Here is a 21,744-nt window from a genome sequence, read left to right as displayed (position 1 = left end):
GGAGCCAACGACATGCCCGCACTCACCGCCTAACCCACCGGATCACGCAGCACTACACCACTTCCCGGGACTTGACCCCCACCGCAGCGGCTTCGTGCAGGGCACGCTGCACCAGGGCGACGACACCTGCCGGTGTTTCAGTCACGCGCCCAGCCACGTAACTGACCGGTTCGTAGCCGGTCGGCACATCGGCGTAGACGCCCACCAGGTAGCCGTAGCAGATGCCGTCTTCCTTGGCCGCAGCGCGCTGAGCCCACGTCGACAGGGTGTCTTGCGCGTCAGTGATCATGATCTGCGCCCCGCCCTCGAGCTCGGCGCCTAACGCCACGCATCCTCCACCCGTGCTCAACAAGTCGACGCTAACGCCGAGCAGCGACTCGACCGCGTCGATAATCGGCTGGTAGCCGCCGTATCCCGCGATGTTGGTCTGCGAGGCATCCTTCATCGCCGTGTCCTTGTTCGCACCGCGCCGATGCCGTGCAGGCCGCCGCTATCCGGAGTTGCCTTGCGGCAGTGTCCATGCGTGCGCGCCCCCTGCAGCGGCGCGCGCACGCGGATCAGTCCACCCGAATGGTGGCGCGGGCGGGGCGCGTCGACTCCGTGATTATTGGGCGGGTTCACGATGCACCGGCTTGGCTGTGAGTGCGCTCGATCGCGCGGGCACGTAACCGCTCGGTGAAGGTGGCGGCATAAGAGCCTCCGAGATGCACGACGAGGCGAGCTTCGTAGCGCTGCCACGCGTCGGTGTCGTCGACCATCCAGGCCCCGCCCAGTTCAGGATCGATGTCGTGATAGCAGCCGCGGCAGACAACGCCGGTCGCCGAGTTCGCTGATCCTTTCGCGCTCGCACCGCAGCAGCGCGTGAGGTAGTGCACCATGGCGTCGGTGACCGTGATCAATCCGCCGATGGGGTCATCGGCGAGAGCGTTCGTCGACACAAGGTTGGCCATCGAGTTATCTCCTTTCACGCCACCATGTTCCGCAGGTGTAGGCCTTGGCCTTACCGGAGCGTTCTTACTGCCTGGATGCGGGCTTGCAGCTGTTCGGTGGTGGCCACGGCGACGGGTGGGCCTCCGCAGATCCGGCGCAGTTCGTTGTGGATTGCTCCGTGTGAGCGCCCTGTGCGGTGGTGGGCAACCGATACCAGCGTGTTGAGCTCTCTACGCAGCGCGCGCAGTTGCCCATGTTTGGTATTCGCCGCCGCCGGCGGGGCAGCGGGTTCGGCGTCGAGCTGGTCGGCATGACGCCGACTCAGCAGATCGCGGATCTGGCTGTGGTCGAGCAGCCCTGGGATTCCCAGGTAGTCAGCCTCCTCGTCGCTGCCCGACGGCGAAGGCGCGCCGAACGACAACCCGTCGAAGATCACCTGGTCGAGTTCGGCTTGTGCACTGAGTGATTCGAACCCGCCGTCCAGTTCGCGGTGTTCGTCGTGGCGCTGCGATGGCAGGCCGGCATCCAGCGGGTCGCACTCGCGGTGCGGCTTGCCTAGCACGTGGTCGCGCTGCGCCTCGAGCTCGCTGGCCAGTTGCAGCAGATTCGGCACCGAGGGCAAGAAGATGCTGGCTGTTTCGCCCGGGCGCCGGGAGCGCACGAACCGGCCGATCGCCTGCGCGAAGAACAGCGGGGTTGACGCGCTGGTGGCGTAGACCCCGACCGCCAACCTTGGCACGTCGACGCCCTCAGAGACCATGCGCACCGCAACCAGCCAGCGAGAATCTGATCCGGCGAACTCGGTGAGGCGATCCGACGAGCCCGGGTCATCGGAGAGCACCACCGCCGGTGTTTCGCCGGTGATCGCAGCCACCAGGTCCGCGTAGGCGCGCGCGGCGGTCTGATCGGACGCGATGATCATGCCGCCGGCGTCGGGCACGTGCTCGCGTAGTTGGCGCAGCCGGGTGTCGGCCGCGGCGATGACCGCGGGCATCCATTCGCCGGCTGGATTCAGTGCGGTGCGCCATGCCCGGGCTGTGCGCTCGGCAGACAGCGGCTCGCCCAGCCGTGCCGCGTGTTCTTCCCCGGCGTTGTCGCGCCAGCGGGCCTCCCCCGAGTAGGCCAGAAACACCACCGGCCGCACCACGCCGTCGGCCAGCGCCTCGGCATAGCCGTAGGCGTGGTCGGCCTGCGAACGCAGGACGCCCTCGTTGTCGGGGGCGTAGGTGACGAACGGGATCGGGCTGTCGTCGCTGCGAAACGGGGTCCCTGTCAAGGCCAGGCGGCGCGTCGCGTCGTCGAACGCCTCCCGGATCGCCTCGCCCCAGCTTTTGGCGTCACCACCGTGGTGGATTTCGTCGAAGATCGCCAGCGTCCGTTGGTTTTCGGTGCGCACCCGGTGCCGGGTTGGGTGATTGGCCACCTGGGCATAGGTGACGACGACGCCGTGGTACTCCGATGACGTGTGCGCTGCGGAGTTGCTGAACCGCGGGTCCAGGGCGATGCCGGCGTGCGCTGCGGCCTGAGCCCACTGCAGCTTGAGGTGTTCGGTTGGCACGACAACGGTGACGGCGGCGACGGTGCGGTCGGCCAGCAGCTGCGCGGCGACGTGGAGTGCGAACGTCGTCTTGCCCGATCCCGGTGTCGCGACTGCGAGGAAGTCCCGGGGTTTTGTGGCCAGATACTTGACGAGCGCTCGCCGCTGCCACTGGCGCAACGTGGCACTGTGTGCGGGCGGTGACGGTGTAATGGTCTGTGTCACAGAGTATTTCCTATATTCGAGCGTCGCTGCGGCGAGGGCGTGGTCTAGCAGCCGTGGCACAACGGGTCCCTTTGTTGATGTCGGCGGCGGTCGCTTCTCAGCGAGCGTCGCCGCGGTAGACGTCACCTTCGATGTAGGTCAACAGGTCGCCGGCGGGATCCTTGGCGACGAAGTAGTAGACGGCTTCGGCCCACACAATCGCCCAGCCGGCTTCCCGCAGCGCGGACATGATCTGCCGGTCTCCTCCGGAGCCGCCGAAGAACGCATCGCCGGAGGACGGCTCGAAGTGGCGGTTGAGGATTGAGATGACTTCCTCGACGGTTCGGGCCGTGGTGATGGCGTCGACGCATTCGTCTACGTTGGCCCAGAAGGTGTCCACCGGTGCTGTTCCCCCCTTGTGCTGCACTGGTTTTCAGTGGTGGTGGTTTACGGTTGGAGCCGGGCGGGGTGAGTGCACACGCCAAGACCGTCCGAGATCACTAGCGCCCGCAGTCATGTTTCCCCCCGGTTTCGTTCGTCGGGACCCAGACGGCCCTGACTGCGACGATAGGCTGCGAGCTCACGGTCGCCGCGGCAGCGACACGTCGGCGCCCCGGAATTCTGAGCCGGCGACCGTTGCAGCACCCGCCATGTCATGGCCTGGGCTCACCGCAGCTCGGCGGGCAGCTCGAAACCAGATGCCGCGGTGTGTCCGACCGCAATTACGGCACACATGTCCGCAATGCTGGCCAGTAGACAGCGCAACCGGGCGTCGCAACACATGAGTGCGGGCCTGAAGGGGAAGGGGTCGGCTACCACATGAGTGGCGAGTTGTTCTACACCGTGCCAGCGGAATTCGTCGTCGCGGGTGTATCAACTGCCGACGGGCTTGACGTCGGTGCCGTGCATTGGTGGGGCGGCCATGTCGCGATGACGCTGACACTTCGTAACGGCGAGCCTTTCTTACATCCCGCTCGCCGGGGCGAATCGGAGACTCGCGTGTACCTGCCCGGCCAGCCGGTGGAACTGTGCGTCTTCGATGACACCAGCGTCGACCTTTCCGGACACCCACGGGCCGCGAACTGGCGGCGTTGGGATGGACAGGCGCGCGGGTGGAAGGACGCATCGCAAAGCGCCGACCATCTCACCAACGGGAGAACAAGTGGAAGCTGAAGCGTGTTGGCCCGCTAGTGTTCGGCGCCCTCACCTTGATCGTCGTGACCGCAGCGCTCATTACGGTTGATTGGGGGGCTGCCAGCGGCGGCAAGTGCGACATGAACTCCCGGGCCCCGCGACAGCTGCCGACCATTCACGGCGCACCCATATGCTGATGCCGTGCCCGATGATTCCCGATGGGAACGGTGGCTTTACGAGACCCATCGCCCGGCTGAACTACACGCGTGGGCGCGCCGTCTGCGCTACTTTCGCTTCTGCCGCGCTGTGGGAGGACACGCCAATGATGGCGATCGCCTGCTCGTCGCACTGCGCGCGGAAACCGAGCCGTCGTTGCGCGGGCTCTTCGCATGCCTTGGCGTTGCCGCCAGCGCAGTCACAGCGGATGCACCGACCCGACGACGCGGCGTTGCCTACAGCGGCGCCGACTACGCTGCCCTGCCCTCCCCCATCGGCCGCTTCCCCCACCTTTGTCAACCAGGCCACATCGAAATCGACGGCCACAAAGCGTTCATGTGGGTGTACGCGGACCGCGTCACCGTCTCGTTGTCCGACCCAGATGACCCATTCAGCGTGACCGCCGCCGCGATTGAGTCGGCTCTATTTCTCGAGGCGCGGATATCGCCAATTGCTGCGCAGCTGATCGACCCCCCGCTTGATACCCGCCACTGCATCTGCCCGAAGTACTACCCCGAGCTTTGGGCATGAACGTGCACGGTAAACGTTCTGGTGCTGGCGCGGATGCCTGGCCTTATATGTGCGTGCGCGCTGGTGGACACCGTGATCGCCGCCCTACTGCCCCGTTGCGTCGCAGACCTTCAGGACCTCGCGTCCAAGCCGTTGGCGTCCGCCGGGATCCCCCTCGGCGCCGCCTTGGATGAGGGTGAATTTGGGCTGCGGCGGGGTTGGGGGGTTGGTCTCGGGGAGTGGCGTGCGCGATGGATCGACCGCCCATTCGTACAGTACGTCCCAATCAGTCGCGAAGTGGCGTGCTAGTACACCTCCGGTGTTGGGTGGCGGGCTGGGGCGGCCGTTGTCTTCCCATGCCTGTCGCCGCTTGTGACGCCACTCGTCCAGCGATGGGTGGGAGTGGTTGCGGCAGTAGGCGATCCATCGGGTTTGCCCGGTATCGGGGTCGTAGTCGATCACCGGGTGACCGACCCCGGGTTTGCTGCAGGGCTTGCCTGCGTCTGGGCCGCGTGATTTCGGGGTTTGACACTGGATCGATTCGGCGGGAACTCGCGCCAATTCGTAGCGTGGGATGTCCGCGGCGATGATGCGCCGGCAGATGCCGATGGGGCCGTAGTGCTTGCGTTCGAACGAATCAGGTGGGTACATCATTTCGCCGACTGCGGTCGCCCAGCTGTCGCGGTTGACGCCGCCGCGATGACCGGCTTGGCGTAGTGCGGTGAGGTGGGCAAGCAGACAGAACGCGAACAGTTTGGCGCTGGCGTCCAGGGCCGGATCTGCGGCGATGGCGAGCATGTCGCGGCGGGCGTTGAGTGCTCCGGGCAGGTCCTGGGCATGCTGAGCCATTGTTCACCTTCCTAACTTGTGCCTAAGACCCGTGTACATGGCTGCGGAAGCTACCTCCTGTGGGTGTCGGGTACTTTCGCGCGGGTTCGTTACCGATACACGGATGGGTTTGTGCGAGCACTTCGGCGCCTGCCGTCGGCAGTGTCCGGGCGCCGAGGTAGGACAGCTCGCGGGTTCACGCACTGAGGCTTAGGGCCGGCTCGGCACACACCACTGCGCTGTCGATGCCGTCCCATTTGTCGCCGGCGATCCACTCGCCTGCCGTTATCTGGTTGTCCTGTAACCAGGTTCGTAGCCACTCGGTTAGGTCAGCTGTGGCAATCTCGATCGTCGAGTGATATTGCCAGCGGCGGCCGCCGATCGGGCGTGTGAAGATTTCGACTTCTGCGGGCTCGCGGTCATCTAGTGAATTTGCAGGCATTTGTCGCACTCCCATCCTCGTTCTTGTTGTGTGCAGGTCCGGCGTTGCTCACACAGCCAACAGAGTTGGTTGGCTCGGCGTACCGGAACGTTTTGTGTTGCAGCTATTTCCACCGCGATTTGCTGCGCATGTGCGCGTTGCAGGGTGGCCTGTGCAGCGGCGAGTTCTGTTTCGGTGGCTCTGTGGCCGTCGGGGTTGTGCACCATGTAGCCCTTGAAGAGCTCCTGGCAGTCTGCGCAGACGTCGCCGACCGTGGCGACGGGGTTCTTGCAGCCCTGCACGATGCACACCGGCGTGGGGTCGGTCATGTTCACGGCCCGCCTTCGGGTGCGCGGCGGATGAGGTCAAGCACACGCGCTCCGCGTACATAGGCGACCTGGGCTGTGCCGAACCGTGTCTGGGGCGGCCGCGGATAGGTGTGGCCGTGCACGATCAGGCTCGGCTGATTGCGATGCACCCAATCGCGCAGTGCAGCAATGCCGACGTGAGCCGGGTCGCGGTGATCGTTGAGGCCCAGTGGTGGGCAGTGGGTGACCAGCACGTCGGCGGCGGGCAAGTCCGCGACGATGTCGCGGTATTCGTCCTGGGTGTAGAGAATGTCGTGCGGATCGTCTTTGTAGCGCACGCAGCCTTCCAGGCCCACGAACGAGATGCCGGCCACCTGTGTGCGGCGGCGGTGCAGGTTGATCATTCCGAGGTCGTCGAGGTAGGTCCCGTTGCAGTGATTGCCGTAGACGCCCATGGCCAGCGGCTGTTCGCTGATCCCCTTGAGCAGACCAGCATGGAGGTCGCCGACGGTGATGACGATGTCGACGTGGCGGGCTTGCACGTAGTCTGTCAGGCCGGCGGGTAGTTGCGGATCGGTGTCGGCGATCAGCAGAACACGCAGCGCCCCAACAGGTTTCGCTGCTGGGTTAGTATTGCTGTTCATCAGCGCTGTGGGCTGCTAGCCATTCATCGAGCTGGGTGAGCGGCACGTGGTAGTCGAGGGTGCCGCCGCCCCAGGGGATGACTTTCAGCGGGAGGTTGCCGATCGCGTCGTTGAGGTCGTCGTCGTCGATATCTAGCGCGAAGCTGCGTTCCAGGTCCACGCGTAGAACGTCAATGTTGTTGTCGCGCATGTATTGGGCCACGAGTTGGGCGGCGCGGCGTTCGATGGCGGCGCGGTTGGCCTCGCGCGCTTTCAAAAGCTCGGTGAGCTGCGTGTCTGCGGTCATTTCAGTGCTGCCCGTTGTGAGTGCGCGGACTCAGATGACCAGCGCGCCGGCGAGTTGGCGCAGATAGTCTGTAACGTCGCGGTTATAGAAGTCCAGCTGCTGCAGGCGTTTTTGGATCGCGGTCTGCTCTTGTGGCGGAGCGATTTTGATGGTGTCGACAACAACGCCGAGCGGGATCACGTTAAGTCCGCTGGGGCCTTCGACTTCGAAGAGGTGTTCGCGGTCGAGTTCTTTTTCCTCAACGAAAGTGTCCAGCCAGTTACCGATATTGGCCATGCCGATGTGCCCTCCCCCTTGCTTTCGCTTATCCGAGATTACGGCCGGGCACTGACAGCATTGAGCGGCAACACGCGCGCCGGCCCACCGGCGCGCTTAGCTGCTGCGCAGCTGTGAGAGGTAGGCCACGATGCCTCGCACGACGGCGTCGGCGTAGTGCTGGCGCCCGTCACTTGTTTCCATGGCGGCGGCCTCGGTGGGGTTGCGCATGTTTCCCAGTTCCACTAGCACCGCGGGGTATTGGGCTAGGTTGAGGCCGGCCAGGTCGGCTCGGCCGTACAAGCCGCTCGAGCCGACGTAGGTCGACGGGGATAATCCTGCCGCTACCAGTTGATCACGCATGGTCGTCGCCAGGTGCAGCGCGGGACCTTTTTGGGCGGCGTTAAGCGGCGGATCGGAGTAGTTGACGTGGAATCCACTGCCTGCTGGGGGGCCGCCGTCGGCGTGGATGCTCACGATCGCGGCGGGCTGCACCGCGTTGGCCATTTGGGCTCGCGCGTCGACGCATAGGCCCGCGCTGGTGTCGTCGCCGCGTGACATGGCGCTGCGCACGCCCAGTGCGGTCAGAGCCGCGCGGATCCGCAAGGTGGTGTCCCAGTTGAAGGTGTGTTCGGGGTAACCGCTGGGAGTTGAGGTGCCTGCGGTCTGGCAGTCCTTGGTGCCGCCGCGACCGGTCGGGACCTGGCGGGTGTTGCCGTCGTTGACGGCGTTGTGGCCGGGGTCGAGGAACACCACCATGCCCGCGACGTCGGTGGGCGCCGCTGATGCCGGCGGGGCGGCGCAAAGACCGAGGGTGGTCAGCAACACCGCGCACAGCAGCCTGGGCACTCGCTGCACGGCCCCACCCCCTGTTTGCCGGTGGGTCCAGTATGCGCGCGGGTGGTGCGTCGTCATGGCTGCAACTCGGGCGGGCCGGTGGCCATCACGGCCGCCAGGTATTCGTCCGTGTCGTGGGGTGACAGCGGATCACATTGTGTCTGGTGGCCGTACTGGGGTGGAGTCACTAGGGCGGGTTCTGTGTACGGGACCTGGCGGGTGTTGAGCCAGCGGCGCCATTGCTGCCGGGCGTGCTGGTGGGCAGCGATCCGCGCGGCCCTGATTGCGGGGATGCCTAGCCGCGTGGCGAGTTCATCGAGACTGACGCCGCCTGGTTCCAGCTGGCGATCGCGGCGGCGCAGTAAGTCGAGACGGGCCAGTTCGGCGACTGCATCGTAGGCGCTGCTGCGTGAGATCCGAGCGGCCAAACGCACCTCCTCCACTGTGACAGCGGCACCAGATTGGACCAGCTCGTACACGCGGCGGTATTGCAGGCCGACTGTTGCCCATACCGGGTGCACGTCGCAGACTCGCGCCCGGTCCGGCGCGTCAGGCCGGGGGTCAGCCACGTCAGGTGTTGTCAGCGCATAACGATCGGCACGGGTCCCGGTACCACGTTGCACCAACAGCACCGGTGAGCCCGGGCAGTCGCGCAACATCCGCAATGCCGACCACACTGCGGATTCACTGACCAGGCCGGCCGCCACGGACAATGACCGACCGCCCACGGCGACAACCGGGACTCCCTTGATCACCTCTCCGGCGCGCAACGCTGAAATGGCCAGTGCTTGTAGCACCGCCGCCACCAACCACCGGGAAGGGTTGGCCCGCAGGGTAGTGTCGCACCACCACAGTGCGTGGGCGAGCCAGAGCGCGTGGGGGGCGGTGCCGCCAGCCCTGCTTCCCCCTGTGTGCTTATAACTCTTGTGCGTGCCCGAGTGGACAGTTGGGAGTATGTGCTCGAGCCAGGTTCTGGCGGCGGCCCAGTCGGCTAGTAGGGCACGGTCGGTGGAAGGGCTGTAACGGCGGTAGGCGACGGCGAGGCCAGCCAGTGGTTGGTCTGGGCGGATTTGATGCCGTATTTCAGGCAGTGTGTGGCCGCGCCACATCAGGTGAACAAGAACCGAAAGCCGGGCTTCGGAACGGCTGGCCCATCTTCCATCAGTCGGCAGGGCGCCGGTTTTAGCGAAGGCGGCGACGGGCGTCGGCAGCGATGTGGTGCGCCGGTAGGGCCACCGGAGCTGTGTGGTGGGACCACTTCCGGTGAAGTAGTGCGAATCTGCCGGTGCCGCAATGGCGGGGCTGTGGGGTACGCCGAGTAGCGACTGCAGGTCGGCCAGTAGTTCGGGCGCATTGGCGTGGGTGAGGGTCTTGACGGCGTCGTCGATGGTGCCGTGCAGGATTCGATGCCCCCCTTCCCGGCACGCTGAGCCGGGGACGCTGATACATCCCGCGGAAGTGTTCAGCATGGGGGTGAGGTCGAGGGTGGGGCATCGTGCGGCTACCGCGGCGAGGACCGGCCGGAGGTCTTCCATCGGGGTGGCCTGGGTCAGCGGGACGATGACGTGGCTGCCGCCGCTGGTGGATGAGTCGCTGATAGCGCGGCCGCCGCAGGCATGGATCCACTCGAGGATGCGCTGTCGGTCGGCCGCGACCGCATTGCGGCCGCGGCGTTTGGCGTCGAGGTCAAATACCAGCATGTGGGTGCGGCCGCGGCGATAGACGGGCACGGCGGCCGGCGCAGCGGGAAGCTTCGTCGTGAGGCGGCGAACTTCGCCGAAGCGTTGTTGTGGCGACCACAGCCGCATCGTTGGCCGCGCCGCAATGAGCGGCGCGAGCGCGGCCCATATCGGCTCGGGGTTGTCGGCGGCGGGGGGCGAATGGTCGATGGCGACGGCGAGTGAAATGGTCACCGCGTGTCGCCGCTTTTGTACTGAATCCGTATTTGGGCGTGCGGTATCATCACAGGTGGCATGGGGCAAATCCCTTCGACAGGGCAATGTGCATGACCGTCCCGGGCCGAGCTGCAATCTCGGCTTCGGCATCAACCCTCGGTAGCCTCCGGGGGTTGAAGTCGTTTCAGGGGACAGTCAGCGTGGAAACGGCTGCAGGACAACCTGTTTGAATGCGGCGTGGGCATCGGTCGGACATCCCGCGTGGTCTGCGACGAGCGCAGCGCGTACCGCTGTTAACAGCGGTGTGGACTCATCAGTAACCTCCCTTGACTGGTGTTTCCAGAAGGGATGGTCGCACGGACGCGATGGTTAACCATGCACGACACGCGCATGGTTAACCACACGCGTATCAGAACACAAGCTCAGACTCGGCTAGGCCGTCAGCAGCGGCAACTGACTTTCTGCGGCCTGCTTCTCCTGGACAGCCTGCTCGATGGCGTCCTTCATGTACTCACGGATCCAGTCCTGAGCTGTCTTGAGCCCCAACTGCTTGGCTTTCCAGTCCATCGCTTTTTGGTGCTCGGATGAGACCCGCAGCCCGATCAGGCTGTCGAGGACACGGTTCTCGACGCGCCGGGGCTTGATCGATGGCGCTGCTGCACGCGCACGTCGCCGGCCGCGCTGTGCGCTAGTCCGCGAGGATGCCACTGAACGCTCCTAGGGTGATCGATACTCCGCCGCCACTGGGGTCACTGTAGCGCGGAAAAATGGTCTTCGTGTCCTTAACGTGCTTCGTGTCTCATCTCAGATTTCGCACACTAAGATCACCAAGAACATTCGAGCTGGTCGACAGCGGATAAGGGGGTACACGGTGGCCGCCGAGTTCAAATACCCCCCACCCGAGGTCGAGACAACACCAACCAGCGACAACATCGTGTCATTACGCGAAGCAGCGCGCCGCCTGCGCCGAGACCACCGCACGCTGCAGAAGATGATCGAAAAAGGCACGCTTCGCGGTGGCGCCGAGCCACAGCCGCACCGGCTGCGCTGGTATGTCTACGCTGACGAGCTGCCGCCGGCGCCGGCAGCGACTCGGGCGCAGACCCCCCGATCGCACGCGCAACCCAGCATCGGTCGAGACGACCTACCCCCCGAGGTCGCTACGCAGCTCGCCGACCAGGCCGCAAAAATCGTCACACTCGAACACACCCAACGCGTCCTGACCTCCGCGGTCGGCGATCTGCTCGAGGCGTTCGAACAGTACAAGGCGGGTACCCAGGACGCGTTGTCCGCAGCCCAGCACTTCGAAGCATCCGCTGACCGGTTCGCGTCGTCCCTGCGTCAGCACCGCGAAGCTCTCAGTCAGCACCTGACACCGGGCCACCTGGGCGACCTCGGTGACTTCTCCGGCAGCTAGTTGGTGGTTGCCAGACCGTTACTTACGATGTTGGCCGTTGTTGGCCGTTGCCGGGGTAACGGTTGCCCGGCGTGGGTCCCCGCGTACGTTCCGATTGGGCGGGCGAGATTCGGTTCCTCGCATCCCTGACCGGCGGCGGCTACCGGTGTTCGCCCTGTGGCTGTCGGGCCCGGTCTGGTTGGTAGCTCTCACCGCGCGATCCTCTGGTCGTGTCGGTGTCACACCTTTCCGTCGCCGGGCCGGAAAGCCTTGGGCGCGACGCCCGATCACGGTGGCTGCTGCCTGGTGTCGGGTGACGTTTCGGTAGGGACGCTGCCAGTGGGCGGCGACGTGTTGGAGATTCCCGGATACGCGAACATCCATTCGGCCACTCGAGGGCATTCACGGAAGGTTTGGCAGACTGCCACCAATTCCGGGTCGACTCCAGGAATGCTCGCGTGATCGACCGAGAGTAGCCATGTCACACTTCCTTGTACTGGTTGCCAATTCGTACCATTACTCGTCGCCTTGCCCCCGCACCACGTGAAACAGCGTGTCGTCGAAGTACTCGTTGCCGTTCCAGAGATTCAGCTCATGCCCGACTGGCAGCGGATTGCGGGGCCGTAGTCGAATGCACTCACCGCCGGTAATGGGATGTTCGCTCGAAGCATCCTCACCCTCAACGCCGGAACCCCGCCCAGAGGTGGTCACCCTGAATGCCCGCCAACACGCGAGCGTGGCGATCGGACGGCGCGCCCTTGGGCACCGGATCCGGCGACGGACGGCGCCGCCCCGACCACACCAGAGCGATGTGGCCGGGCATCGGACCGGCCAGGCCAGACCCGGCACCCGAAGACGCGAGGAAACCCGCCACCCCGCGGCTGGAACACGGACACGATCCGCGAAACCACCCGGGGGCCGCCCACAGAGCAGAGCAGAATCACCGCTCAGTGTCTAGGAACGGTGCTAAGTCCTCGACGACCAGGTACGCCTGCGAAAGCGCCTGGTCGATGTCTCGGAGTTGCTGGTCGAGGCTTTGCTGTTGGCGTTCGGCGTGGGTTCGCAGCACCTTGAGCTTATGGATGATCGAGTGGACCGGGACCAGGGCGGGGTGCGGTTTGACGTCGATGTGCAGGTTGACGGGTTTGCCGCCTTTGAGTGCGGCAAACGCTGAGCCGGGAGCCCACATGAGGTGGGTGTCGATTCTTTCCAAGGTTTCGGCGTTGGGGCTGTAGCCGCGCTTGCCCATCGTGGCCAGCGTGGTGCGCCCGGGCCCGCCCACCGCGGCCAGGCGGCTCTTACTCATCTGCAGTTCCAGCAGCCGCTTTTCGATCCACATGCGCAGGTTGTCATAGTCGTCCTCGGCGTCGCGATCCACGACCGGGCCGGGCGGGCGGCTGATGGTGTTCTCGCGCGGTGTGGGTTCAGAACCGTGCATGGTCGCATGCGCTGACCCCGGCTCCCAGGACAACAGCTCATCAAGTTTGGACAAGGTGGCGCTGCCCGGGACCCTGTCGTCTTTGCCGAGCAGGTTCAGCGTCGAGCGCGAGACCAGGCCTAGTTTGCTGGCTTCGAGCTGACTCATCCCCAGCTCGCTCAGACGCGCGTTCATGTACTTCGCCAGGCGCTTCACATCGGGAGCAAGGGTGCTGCTCGCGAGCATCTCGACCTGATTTTGGGAGAGCCCGGTTTGGGCTACCACCTTCTTGATGTCATAGCCCTGGCGGAGCAGCGAGCGCGCCTCCTCGGCGGCGGCGTCTTCGTCTAACGGCGCAGCGCTGATGATCGCCCTCCTGCGACAAGAGACCCTCCGCGGGTGCCCTGGTGTGCAAAAATAGTACCGGTTTCAGTATGGCACTTCTAGAACAATCGCGGCACGAGCGCAACACGGAAGTGTTTACGACACAAAAGCAAAATAAGGGCCGGCTAGGCGTTACGGCACGGTGTTCGAATTCGCCGCACGTGTTCTTGCCAGCACTGAGGCCGAGGGTCGTTCTAGAGCGGGCAAAGAAGGCAAATAATCGGCAAAGAACGGCATGGGCGCCGGTAGTGTGATCATCGTGCCTGGTGCTGCCTTCGATCGAGCTTTGTGCGCATGACTGCGGAGCCGTTCCTCAACGCCATCGCCGGCCTTTTCGGTGACCAGCCGGTCGGCGGTCTGACCATGGCGTCGGCGGCCCGAAGCCTGACCAGCCCACCACTGCCGGCCGGATGGGACTCAGCCGCAGCTCAAGGGCTGTAGGAGCACCGCCGGCTGCTCGACACCAACAAGGGATCCTTCGTCGACCCCCGACGACGGCGACTTCAACGTCAGCTTGGGCCCCGAAGATCGTGACCGCCTGGCGAGGCCGCGCCGCTCTTCGCTAGCAGGTCGACAGGGTGCTGAAGTAGTCAACGTCCGTGCCACGGAGGCCACGGCAACCCACAGGTTTCTGCTCCGACCGCTCCGGTAATAACCGTTGCGCTGCTATGGTAACGTATGTTTTGATATGTAGCACCAACAGCGCGGCCAAGACGAGGGCGCCGGGGAGAAAAGGGCAGCGTGAAATGACCACAGTTTTGGTCACCGACACGGGACCACACATCACCACCGACAACGTGGCCGTGCATGCTGAGCTAGCGGTCGAGCTGTACCAAGAAACGACTGACGGGCCATTCACCGCCATCTTGGTGCGCCACGAGACCCGCTGGTGGGACGACGACCCAGACCCGGACTACGTCGACACGATCGTGTCCAGGTCCGAATTTGCGACGTCGCTGCCCGAGGTCTTCGCCGCAGTCGACGCGTGGCTAGTGACCGGTCACCGGTTACGGGTCCAGCCGCACACGTGGCGACCAAGCGACAGCGGCCCCGACGTTGGCGCTGTGCTCATTCTTGAAGGCCGTACCGTCCCCACGCATCCCATCGCCGGCGGCCCGCTCGGCTGCTGGGCCGCATAAACGCCGCCGGTGGCTAACGTGCGCCACATGACGATCGTGAAGCGAGTGCTGCTAACAGCTCTGCTTACGGCACTGGGCTTCTGCGCGGGAGGAACAGCGCCCTACATTCTCTTGACATCCTCCACCGCTTGGAAAGCGGTGGATTCCCTTGGCCGTTAGGCGGCGTTGGGTGGTTCGCGGTTCATCGCAGACGCCGCCGGCCCAGGGGCCGGACCCGTGTGGGGGTCGGTCTTACTCTTGCTCCCCGCCTGGCTGACGGCTACGCCGCCCGGTTTTTCACCGGATGTCCTAGCCAGTTGTTCGGATTGCTGCGCCGCCCAGCGTGTGAGGGCTTCCTCACGTATGTTGATGGCGGCGTTGGTGTCGGCGTTGCCGGTCCAGCCACAACTGTGTGATTGGCACCGGAATACCGCTTGGCTTTCGCGGTTCTCCCGTGCTGTGTGCCCGCACTGATGGCAACGCTGACTGGTGTAGGCCGCGGGCACCTCAACGAAGGCCACCCCCGCCAGGGCGGCTTTGTATTCGATGCACGTGGCGAGTCTGGCGAGCGCGGCAGCTCGCATCGACCGGTTAAGTCCACGTTTGCGTGCTGCCCCATTAGGCAGAAACCGGGTCGACTTGTTGGGGTCCCGGACAGGTTTGGGCCGCCGGGTCATCGGTTCCACCGGCAGTTTCTCGATCCCGATGAAATCGTGCCCCCGCACGAGTCGGGTGCTGAGCTGGTGCGCGAAATCGTCGCGGATGCGCGCCTGTTTAGCGGCCAGGCCCGCGGCCGCGCTCTTGTGCGCCTGGTAGCGTTTCGACTCCCAGAAACGCCGCCCCTGGCGCGCGGCGACCAGTCTGGATTTGGCCATCCGGCGTTGATGAAACCTGCGCTGTTTGTCCAGGGCAGAAGTGTCGGGGGCATCATAGAATCGGCCGCGGTCATCGGCGACGGTGTGCGCCACGCCCCGGTCGATCCCGATCACCTCACCGGTAGAGACCTTGCCGGTCACCGGCAGCGGTTCATTGACGAACACCAGCCGCCGGCGTGTCCAGTTCACCCGCACCGACGTGTAGGGGCGGATCGGCTGCGACAACCGCACATGCAGCGTGATCCGCCAGCCCAGCTTGTGCGGTTTACCATCCGGTCCCAGCCCTGGTGCGCGGTGGGTTCTCGGGTTGGCGCCGCTGATCATCACCACACCAGAACGCCGGCCCGTCTTAGTGAACACCGCGTTGCGGCCACCGTTGAACCAGCACACGAACCGCTGATCGGAACCTTTACGGCGGAAACCGGGCATCGCCCCGGGCCGGCGGCCCGCAGCCGCGTTGGTCTTGCGGCGTTTAGCCGCCGAGAACCATTCTGTGTGCTCTGTTTTCAGCGTCGCTTCCAACACGTAGCCGGGTATCGCCGCCAGGAAACTGTGCTGACGGCGGGCCTGGGCGTCGGTGATGTCGGTGACCGTGCGCCCGATCGGCACCAACACCGGCACACCAGCCGGGTCGGTCACCAGCACACGATCACCGTTACGGTCCTGGCAGGTCAAATACCGGCAGCGGACCGAGCGGCGCTGGTTGAACCGGAACCGGAACCCATCACACAACCAGCCCAGCACCGCATCGGGATCCGTTGACCACACCGGGCCGGGCGTGCCGTCCGGGCCGGTCATCTCGCCCAGGTACACCGGGGATCCATGCAGGCGGGCGCGGGTGATCTTGACCTGTTGACTCACGCCAGCACCGCATCCCACTGGTGTTCGATGTAGCGGCGCACCGTCGTCTCCGAGACGTAGCCGACCGAGGCGGCGAAATACGCCGGCGACCACAGCACCTTCGCGAAATTGCGTAGGGTCCGCGGTCGCTGTGGATGGTGCTCCCCTTCACGGCCGGGATTCTCATTTTCCACATCACCGCACTGGTGCGCTTGTAGCCGAGATGGCATTGCGGCACAGACGAACTGGCCGAGGATGGGAGCCCGCAGTTTCGACCGCCCTGGCCTATCGTCCGTCACGTTGGGTGTGGGGTCGGCACGATTTCACTTCAGTGGCGGCGTGTAACTAGTTTCCGCCCAACGTTGTTCGTCGCTGCGCCTCCTGCGGATGACTGGAACGCCATGCGGCCGCCCACGCCTTAACTTCCGACTCGGTTATTTCCCAGCCCTCGTCCCGAGGTAATCCGGCGATCCTGTCGAACTTGAACTGCTGATACATAGCCGGGCTCGGCTCGGTATATCCGCCGTCGCACCACCAACAGCCGTGACCGCCGCATTCGTCGCAGTCGGGGGCTAGTTCAAGTGCGTGGATGAGCACGCAGCGGGCGAGTTCAGCGGGTCCCGACCCGGCATAGCCCCAGGAGAATCCGGGCGGTGAATGCTTGACTATGTGCGGCAGCACGGAGATGAACCGGTTATCGTCCCAGACGGTGACCATCCGGCCTCCGGCATGGTTCTCCGGCGCATAGCCGCGATAAATGATGCTCATCTACTGGCCTTTCACGGTTACAGCTGGATAGGGTCGAATCTCCGCCGAGGAGACGATGGATTTGTATTCGATTTCCGTGGTTCCGGTGATCGCTCGCCGCGTCATTGGGGCAGCACTCGGAACGGATCGTGGGGCAGAAGGATAAGGCGGCTGCCGTTGTCCCATCTGACACCGATCTGTTTGGTGAGTTCGTCGGTCCATTGACCAAGCCAATCGACGGTGCCAGTTGTGCCGACAGGTAGCGGGTCCGGGTCGTCCATTTGGCCGGTGATTTCCAGGCGGTCACCGATGTTGGGTTTCACTGCTTGCTTTCTCCTTGTGATGCGGTGGGATTCCTCCGCGGCGCCGCGAAACCCTTCGATCCCTTGCAATGTGGCGCTGCAGGCGGGGCGGCGGTAGTTAGTGATCTTGTCGCCGCGGCGCACGCGGACGTTGAGCGTCTTCTGACACGGCTGGCAACTGGCGTTCACGTCACGACAGCACCGCCTCGGCGAGGTGGCCGGTTTCCGGGTAGTTATCCCAGGTGCGGCCGTCCAACATCCGGCCGCCGGCCTTGGCTGTTACGCCACCGACCTGTTTGAAGAAGAAGGGGATCCGCTGCTCAACGCAGCGGTCACGGATGTCGCGGACCCAGCTCAACTGCAGCGGCCGGTGGCGGGGCCCGCTCTCGCCGCCGACGATCACCCAATCGATCTGGGCGAGGTCGAGGCTCGGTAACCGCCCCAGCAGCGGCTCCAGCGAAAGGAAGCGGACAGCAGCGGGAGCCGCCCGCAAAACATCAGCGCGCCAGCAATATTCGTCCGATTCGATCGATGTCCCGAGCCATACGTTCGGCAATGGCCACGGAGGAGACCACACCGCGTGTTCACCGGTCCCAGTCCTGGTCCAGCCTCCGCCGATCCGCCGATCGCCGGCGATTCGATGTCCGCCCACGTCGAGTCGCCAGCGCCCAAGGTGTGCCGGTGTGCTGCCGATGATGTCTGATGCCTCCCGGGCCACCGCGCCGACGAATTCCGTATGCGACAGAATCTGCGCGAGTCGACGCGGCCGCTTCGTGAGTATTTGGTACTGGTGCCGTGTCGTCAGGGCCATCACCGCCCAAATCCTGGCCAAGGCGGAACGGCCAATACGGGCGTGGCCAATGTCAGACATGCTGTTTACGAACACTTTTCGCGGTACGCGCCAGCTGAGTGGCTCGTCGATCACGCTTGGGTGCACCGTGACACCGAAACCTGGTCCACTCGTTCGGGGATCACCGTCGGCCTGATACTTCGGTGAGCCCATCGCCTTGAGCCGCTTGGCTAAGGCCAACGCATAGCAGTTATCGCATCCGGGCGAGACACGGTCACACCCAGTCGTCGGATTCCACGTAACCTCGGTCCATTCGATCCGCGACGCGGTCACGGTGCACCTCCTGGAGCGGTAAAGTCCTCACGAAGACCAACACTGAGCGCGAGGATGTGGTGGTGGTGCGCGACACTGTCGCGGCGGGCCAGTCTGGTCAGCGTCAGGTCCGGGCCGAAGTGGGGAAATCCGTCAAAGGCCAGTCCCGCCAACGCTGCCCGGTCGAACTGCAAGACGAACGGCATACGGCAGGCAGCCGAGAACACACCCAGATGGGTTTCGATTTGACTGCGTGCCGCGAGTCCTGCAATCAGGATCAGCACACGTTCCTCGGCGTCGAATCGCGACGTCCGGTAGAGGGCCTCCATGATCTTGGCGGCCGCGGCCATCCGTGACGTTTCGGACCGAAGATCTGCCACGGCTATCGCGACGCGGCGCCCACCGTGCAGCGTCATCGCGGCGTAGCCGCTGTCGACACCTCCGGTCAGCTCCAACTGGCGGGCCGCGGTCGCGGTACCGCCGGGCGCAGTCGCTATCACATACCGGTAGGTGTCGGCGGTGAGCAGATGCGATCGGTCCGCGGCGAATTCGGTGTCGTCGAACCGTCCTAGTCCGTCAACAACACGCTGCCAGTCAATCACCGAGCTTTCGGCGGCAGAGACCTGAGCCCGCGCCGGCGCTGCGTCGACGACATCGACAACCAGCTCTGAGCGCCAATCCACGCTCATGTGGTCGAGGTCGATAATGCTGCGCAGCTGCTCGATCTCACCATTGGCCAACCCGGCATCGGTCAGTTCCCATAGGTTGTGCCGGCCAGGAACAGTCCCAGCGGCCGACCGCACCAGCCCGTTGCGCGCCAACGCTTTCAAATGAGCGTGGAGCTCAAAGCTTTGCGGCCGCCGATCAACCGTATGGATCGCACCGGTGCAACGCAGCACCCGCACACACAAGCCGGGCCGCGGTTCATCCTCTGGTAAACCGTCGCACCGCCAGTGGTTTGGATGTGGCGATGGCTGGTCTCTGCGGATCCACGGCATGTGCTTCACTAACTCGCCCGAACTCATCGGCTGGCCTTGGGCGCGCAGAGCCACGATCAGTGCGTCACGGATCATTTGGGTAGGGCGTGAAACGGTCCGAGTCATGACGACACCGCCAGATCACCGTCCGCTGTGTTGGTCGATGTAATCATGCCCACCCTTTCCCTGAAGGTGCTGTCGAACTTCCCCGCGACCGCCGGAACCTGTAACTGGAGGTGATCCACATGAGCAACGAAGTCTGTAGCTGCTCGTTCCTGCCGAGGGTCTTTCACAGGCCGCGACGCCCTGCTCAACGCCGTTGCCCTCTCACGCTCCGACGCCACTGCGAGTATGTCTGTCGCCATCGGTCACAGTTGCGGTGCGGGAATCGTTGCGCGCCACACGGACACGTCGACCACGACCTCCACACCCCTGCCCGCCCCGAGAACACCGTGATGAAAGATCCACGCGGACGCCGGTTCACGCCAGCCGGCCATCTCCAGCACCGACTGCGGCGTCGTGGGAGATGGCTGGCCGCTGAACTGCATGGCCCCACCGTCACTTAGATGGAAGCGGCCCCCGGCGCAGGTTTGAACACCGTCAGGCCACACGTGAGCGATGCGCCGCCGCGCACCGTCAGCGAAGATGACCCAGTCCCCGACAAGGAATCCGGTCAACGACTCGCGGGAGCGTGCCGCCGCAGCTACGATCTGCCGGTCGCGTTCATCGAGGCTGAACTCCCCCATGTCAGGTTCCCGACAACAGGCCCGGCAGCAGTGGTTGCCAGCCAACGGCGGCAGCGCGTTGCATCCTGGCCACGAACTCCGCGACGGTGCCCGCCTCGTCGGGCCCGCTGACGCACCCAAGCCGGCTCGGCCGCCACTCATCGATGGTGATGCCATCGAGATCCATTTCATGCCAGCCGTGGTCGTTGACGCCAGGAAACATAGGAGACTCCTCCGCGCCGCAGTGGGTCAGCCCGACCTGCAGGGGCGCATAGAGTGCGCCATCGACAAGTGCTGCGCGCAGCGCCGCAACCTGTTGTGGGGTGATTGCGCCCTCGAGCCGGATATCTCCGTGCCATCGGTAATCTGCGTAGTCGCGGTAGCAGACAGGAATTGTCGTATAAGCCATGGAAATTTCTCTCGTTCATAGTGTTTGGTGGTCTTAGGCGGCTCTGCAGCCACCGGCACCGCATTCGGAACATCCGCCGGTGGATTCATGGCGCCCGTGTCGGGGCGGTGTGGGTCGAGTCGGGCCCGGCCTGGACCGGGCGACGGAGCTGGCGCGCAACTCGCGGGCCAGTTGGTTCACCGTGTGCCGCCCCAGTGTGCGTCGACCGCGGCGGCCAGGGTTGCTCGTGAGGTGGTATACACCGCAGCCGCACAGGTAGGCGTACTGGCGGTAGGTGGCCGCTGCGCGAAAAGCCGTCCCCCGGTAGGGGTAAGCCATTTTCTGCGGCGTGGGGCAGGCCACGATCGCACGGTCCAGCAGCTTCGTGCGATGCTCGCGTTGTTTGGTGCGATGCCCTGCGCTGCAGTACAGCTGCCCAGGCAAGTCTGAGCGGTTTAACGTCCTTCCACACCACAGACAGTGCTTGCCGTCGATAGCCATCATCGTGTTTCGTAACCCCCTGACAATGTGCGGTGAACTGCGCTGTGCCCCAACCGTTCCCGCTGCGCCGCGAGAAGACCGACCGGGACCATTCACTCCTGTTGCACCACGACTGGGTAGCCCGCGTCGAGCTCGTAGCTCACTGACTTTCCGTGCCCTTCGATGAAGGTGCCGGCGATGCGGATATGCCCGCCGGGCAGCTCGCTGACGGTGGTCACGCGCAGCTGCGCCCACCGGTCGGGTGCATCTATTCGCCAGCCCGGCTGTACCCCCGCCGCCGTTGCTCTACAGGCAGTCCTCACCGCGGTATTCCCCCCAAAAACCGGCCCCGTCCGAACTGGTCGCGGGCGGGTGCCGCCCCTGGTTCCTATCGTGCCTTGTACCCACCCGCGGTTTTGGCGGCGACACGTCGACGAGCGCCCATTACACCGCCCGCAGTAAGTCGCGACCGCGACTACTCGTCCGCGGTGGTCGAACGCAGGGCTGCAGCAGACTCGATGACGCGGCGAACGCGTTGGCGCAACTGCTCACTGGGAGCCTCCTCTGGGGAGAGGCCTTGTGCATGGTCGAGCACGTATTGCGCTGCTGCCTGAATATCGCTGGCGCAGTAGCCCTGCGAGCAGACACCAACATAGTCGAGCAGGACTTCAAGGTAGGCGCAGCGTTGCCAGAACGCGCCCAAAGGCTCGGCGCTGAGCAAATGCGACAGATGACGGCAGTCGCGCTTGTTGCACAGGAAGTAGACCACCCACCAGTTGCCGGATTCGCCGAGCATGCTCAACTTGTGTGTAGTGAGCTCCTCAAGCCACTTGTTTTCAACCTCTTTGGGCACCGAGAAGCTTTCGTACTCTGCCTCGACGCCGTCACGTGACATGTAGAAGCGCGAGCCGTCGTAGTTGAAGAAGATTTCGCGCGCTTTCGCAAAATCGCGCCCGGTCAAATCTGCCACGCCCTCATCCCCTGATGT

At 64.7% G+C, this 21,744-nt stretch carries 29 protein-coding genes; 5 read left to right on the top strand and 24 right to left on the bottom strand.

Going from position 1 to position 21,744, the window contains the following annotated elements; translation table 11 throughout:
- Positions 1-52 precede the first annotated feature (52 nt).
- From AWC14_RS25600 to AWC14_RS25585, 4 genes are all read right to left on the bottom strand, one after another.
- On the bottom strand, positions 53-445 hold the full coding sequence (locus AWC14_RS25600; RefSeq protein ID WP_085241513.1) for a hypothetical protein: 393 nt from the start codon (positions 443-445) through the stop codon (positions 53-55).
- A 172-nt stretch (positions 446-617) separates the two neighbouring features.
- Positions 618-950, bottom strand: coding sequence for a hypothetical protein (locus AWC14_RS25595; protein WP_084047276.1), 333 nt, complete (start codon positions 948-950; stop codon positions 618-620).
- A 50-nt stretch (positions 951-1,000) separates the two neighbouring features.
- Positions 1,001-2,692 (bottom strand): DEAD/DEAH box helicase, encoded by a 1,692-nt coding sequence (locus tag AWC14_RS25590; RefSeq protein WP_224164036.1) that lies wholly within the window; start codon positions 2,690-2,692, stop codon positions 1,001-1,003.
- 97 nt (positions 2,693-2,789) lie between these two features.
- Complete coding sequence (locus AWC14_RS25585; protein WP_224164035.1) at positions 2,790-3,071, bottom strand: hypothetical protein; 282 nt, start codon at positions 3,069-3,071, stop codon at positions 2,790-2,792.
- A 419-nt stretch (positions 3,072-3,490) separates the two neighbouring features.
- Between AWC14_RS25585 and AWC14_RS28455 the strand changes: the two genes are divergently transcribed.
- Together AWC14_RS28455 and AWC14_RS25580 are read left to right on the top strand one after the other, a co-directional pair.
- Positions 3,491-3,844 carry a hypothetical protein gene (locus AWC14_RS28455; protein ID WP_139800122.1) on the top strand — a complete coding sequence of 118 codons (354 nt, stop codon included), beginning with the start codon at positions 3,491-3,493 and terminating at the stop codon, positions 3,842-3,844.
- Positions 3,845-4,006: 162 nt separating this feature from the next.
- Positions 4,007-4,552 carry a hypothetical protein gene (locus tag AWC14_RS25580; protein WP_139807222.1) on the top strand — a complete coding sequence of 182 codons (546 nt, stop codon included), beginning with the start codon at positions 4,007-4,009 and terminating at the stop codon, positions 4,550-4,552.
- 84 nt (positions 4,553-4,636) lie between these two features.
- On the opposite strand, the gene AWC14_RS25575 is transcribed toward AWC14_RS25580, so the two are convergent.
- The 9 genes from AWC14_RS25575 to AWC14_RS28450 form a co-directional block, all read right to left on the bottom strand.
- Positions 4,637-5,380 (bottom strand): hypothetical protein, encoded by a 744-nt coding sequence (locus AWC14_RS25575; RefSeq protein WP_084047278.1) that lies wholly within the window; start codon positions 5,378-5,380, stop codon positions 4,637-4,639.
- Between the two features lie 175 nt (positions 5,381-5,555).
- Positions 5,556-5,801, bottom strand: a complete 246-nt coding sequence (locus AWC14_RS25570; RefSeq protein WP_085241509.1) for a hypothetical protein — start codon at positions 5,799-5,801, stop codon at positions 5,556-5,558.
- The gene (locus AWC14_RS25565; RefSeq protein ID WP_084253572.1) at positions 5,783-6,109 is read right to left on the bottom strand and encodes a hypothetical protein; all 327 of its coding nucleotides are present in this window, start codon (positions 6,107-6,109) and stop codon (positions 5,783-5,785) included. The genes AWC14_RS25570 and AWC14_RS25565 overlap by 19 nt, the downstream gene beginning before the upstream one ends.
- Positions 6,110-6,111: 2 nt before the next feature.
- Positions 6,112-6,732, bottom strand: a complete 621-nt coding sequence (locus tag AWC14_RS25560; protein WP_249026346.1) for a metallophosphoesterase family protein — start codon at positions 6,730-6,732, stop codon at positions 6,112-6,114.
- Positions 6,716-7,018: a hypothetical protein gene (locus AWC14_RS25555; RefSeq protein ID WP_084024844.1), complete on the bottom strand. Its 303-nt coding sequence runs from the start codon at positions 7,016-7,018 to the stop codon at positions 6,716-6,718. Before AWC14_RS25555 ends, AWC14_RS25560 begins: the two co-directional genes overlap by 17 nt.
- Positions 7,019-7,048: 30 nt before the next feature.
- On the bottom strand, positions 7,049-7,294 hold the full coding sequence (locus tag AWC14_RS25550; RefSeq protein WP_084024843.1) for a hypothetical protein: 246 nt from the start codon (positions 7,292-7,294) through the stop codon (positions 7,049-7,051).
- A gap of 96 nt (positions 7,295-7,390) precedes the next feature.
- Positions 7,391-8,131, bottom strand: a complete 741-nt coding sequence (locus AWC14_RS25545; protein ID WP_394334698.1) for an Rv3717 family N-acetylmuramoyl-L-alanine amidase — start codon at positions 8,129-8,131, stop codon at positions 7,391-7,393.
- A gap of 53 nt (positions 8,132-8,184) precedes the next feature.
- Complete coding sequence (locus AWC14_RS25540; protein WP_085241508.1) at positions 8,185-10,023, bottom strand: hypothetical protein; 1,839 nt, start codon at positions 10,021-10,023, stop codon at positions 8,185-8,187.
- A 414-nt stretch (positions 10,024-10,437) separates the two neighbouring features.
- Positions 10,438-10,713 (bottom strand): hypothetical protein, encoded by a 276-nt coding sequence (locus tag AWC14_RS28450; protein WP_139807221.1) that lies wholly within the window; start codon positions 10,711-10,713, stop codon positions 10,438-10,440.
- Between the two features lie 163 nt (positions 10,714-10,876).
- Here AWC14_RS28450 and AWC14_RS25535 point away from each other — a divergent pair, with 163 nt between their 5' ends.
- Positions 10,877-11,422, top strand: a complete 546-nt coding sequence (locus AWC14_RS25535) for a hypothetical protein (protein ID WP_083071498.1) — start codon at positions 10,877-10,879, stop codon at positions 11,420-11,422.
- 919 nt (positions 11,423-12,341) lie between these two features.
- On the opposite strand, the gene AWC14_RS25525 is transcribed toward AWC14_RS25535, so the two are convergent.
- Complete coding sequence (locus tag AWC14_RS25525; RefSeq protein ID WP_142281842.1) at positions 12,342-12,986, bottom strand: hypothetical protein; 645 nt, start codon at positions 12,984-12,986, stop codon at positions 12,342-12,344.
- A gap of 510 nt (positions 12,987-13,496) precedes the next feature.
- Between AWC14_RS25525 and AWC14_RS28830 the strand changes: the two genes are divergently transcribed.
- On the top strand, positions 13,497-13,643 hold the full coding sequence (locus tag AWC14_RS28830; protein ID WP_158089930.1) for a hypothetical protein: 147 nt from the start codon (positions 13,497-13,499) through the stop codon (positions 13,641-13,643).
- A 305-nt stretch (positions 13,644-13,948) separates the two neighbouring features.
- Positions 13,949-14,341 (top strand): hypothetical protein, encoded by a 393-nt coding sequence (locus tag AWC14_RS25520; protein ID WP_085241506.1) that lies wholly within the window; start codon positions 13,949-13,951, stop codon positions 14,339-14,341.
- Between the two features lie 155 nt (positions 14,342-14,496).
- On the opposite strand, the gene AWC14_RS25515 is transcribed toward AWC14_RS25520, so the two are convergent.
- The 10 genes from AWC14_RS25515 to AWC14_RS25475 all read right to left on the bottom strand — a co-directional run bounded on the left by AWC14_RS25515 (position 14,497) and on the right by AWC14_RS25475 (position 21,726).
- On the bottom strand, positions 14,497-16,056 hold the full coding sequence (locus AWC14_RS25515; RefSeq protein WP_085241505.1) for an RNA-guided endonuclease InsQ/TnpB family protein: 1,560 nt from the start codon (positions 16,054-16,056) through the stop codon (positions 14,497-14,499).
- Positions 16,053-16,154, bottom strand: a complete 102-nt coding sequence (locus tag AWC14_RS28445) for a transposase (RefSeq protein WP_211282314.1) — start codon at positions 16,152-16,154, stop codon at positions 16,053-16,055. The genes AWC14_RS25515 and AWC14_RS28445 overlap by 4 nt, the downstream gene beginning before the upstream one ends.
- A gap of 226 nt (positions 16,155-16,380) precedes the next feature.
- The gene (locus AWC14_RS25505) at positions 16,381-16,803 is read right to left on the bottom strand and encodes a DUF6166 domain-containing protein (RefSeq protein WP_085241503.1); all 423 of its coding nucleotides are present in this window, start codon (positions 16,801-16,803) and stop codon (positions 16,381-16,383) included.
- Between the two features lie 101 nt (positions 16,804-16,904).
- Complete coding sequence (locus tag AWC14_RS29280; RefSeq protein ID WP_084024758.1) at positions 16,905-17,273, bottom strand: DUF4314 domain-containing protein; 369 nt, start codon at positions 17,271-17,273, stop codon at positions 16,905-16,907.
- Between the two features lies 1 nt (position 17,274).
- Complete coding sequence (locus AWC14_RS25495) at positions 17,275-18,207, bottom strand: DUF5131 family protein (RefSeq protein WP_084024757.1); 933 nt, start codon at positions 18,205-18,207, stop codon at positions 17,275-17,277.
- The gene (locus AWC14_RS25490; protein ID WP_211282313.1) at positions 18,204-18,989 is read right to left on the bottom strand and encodes a hypothetical protein; all 786 of its coding nucleotides are present in this window, start codon (positions 18,987-18,989) and stop codon (positions 18,204-18,206) included. Before AWC14_RS25490 ends, AWC14_RS25495 begins: the two co-directional genes overlap by 4 nt.
- Positions 18,990-19,531: 542 nt before the next feature.
- The gene (locus AWC14_RS25485; RefSeq protein WP_084262567.1) at positions 19,532-19,909 is read right to left on the bottom strand and encodes a hypothetical protein; all 378 of its coding nucleotides are present in this window, start codon (positions 19,907-19,909) and stop codon (positions 19,532-19,534) included.
- Between the two features lies 1 nt (position 19,910).
- Complete coding sequence (locus tag AWC14_RS28435; RefSeq protein ID WP_084262569.1) at positions 19,911-20,297, bottom strand: hypothetical protein; 387 nt, start codon at positions 20,295-20,297, stop codon at positions 19,911-19,913.
- Positions 20,298-20,869: 572 nt separating this feature from the next.
- Entirely contained in the window at positions 20,870-20,995 is a 126-nt protein-coding gene (locus AWC14_RS30025; protein ID WP_256356940.1) for a hypothetical protein, read from the bottom strand.
- 236 nt (positions 20,996-21,231) lie between these two features.
- On the bottom strand, positions 21,232-21,726 hold the full coding sequence (locus tag AWC14_RS25475; RefSeq protein ID WP_084264223.1) for a hypothetical protein: 495 nt from the start codon (positions 21,724-21,726) through the stop codon (positions 21,232-21,234).
- Positions 21,727-21,744 lie beyond the last annotated feature (18 nt).

This window comes from Mycobacterium kyorinense (genome assembly GCF_002101735.1).
GTDB lineage: Bacteria > Actinomycetota > Actinomycetes > Mycobacteriales > Mycobacteriaceae > Mycobacterium > Mycobacterium kyorinense.
Note: the sequence above shows the minus strand (reverse complement) of the source record. Positions and strands in the feature narration are given on the sequence as shown.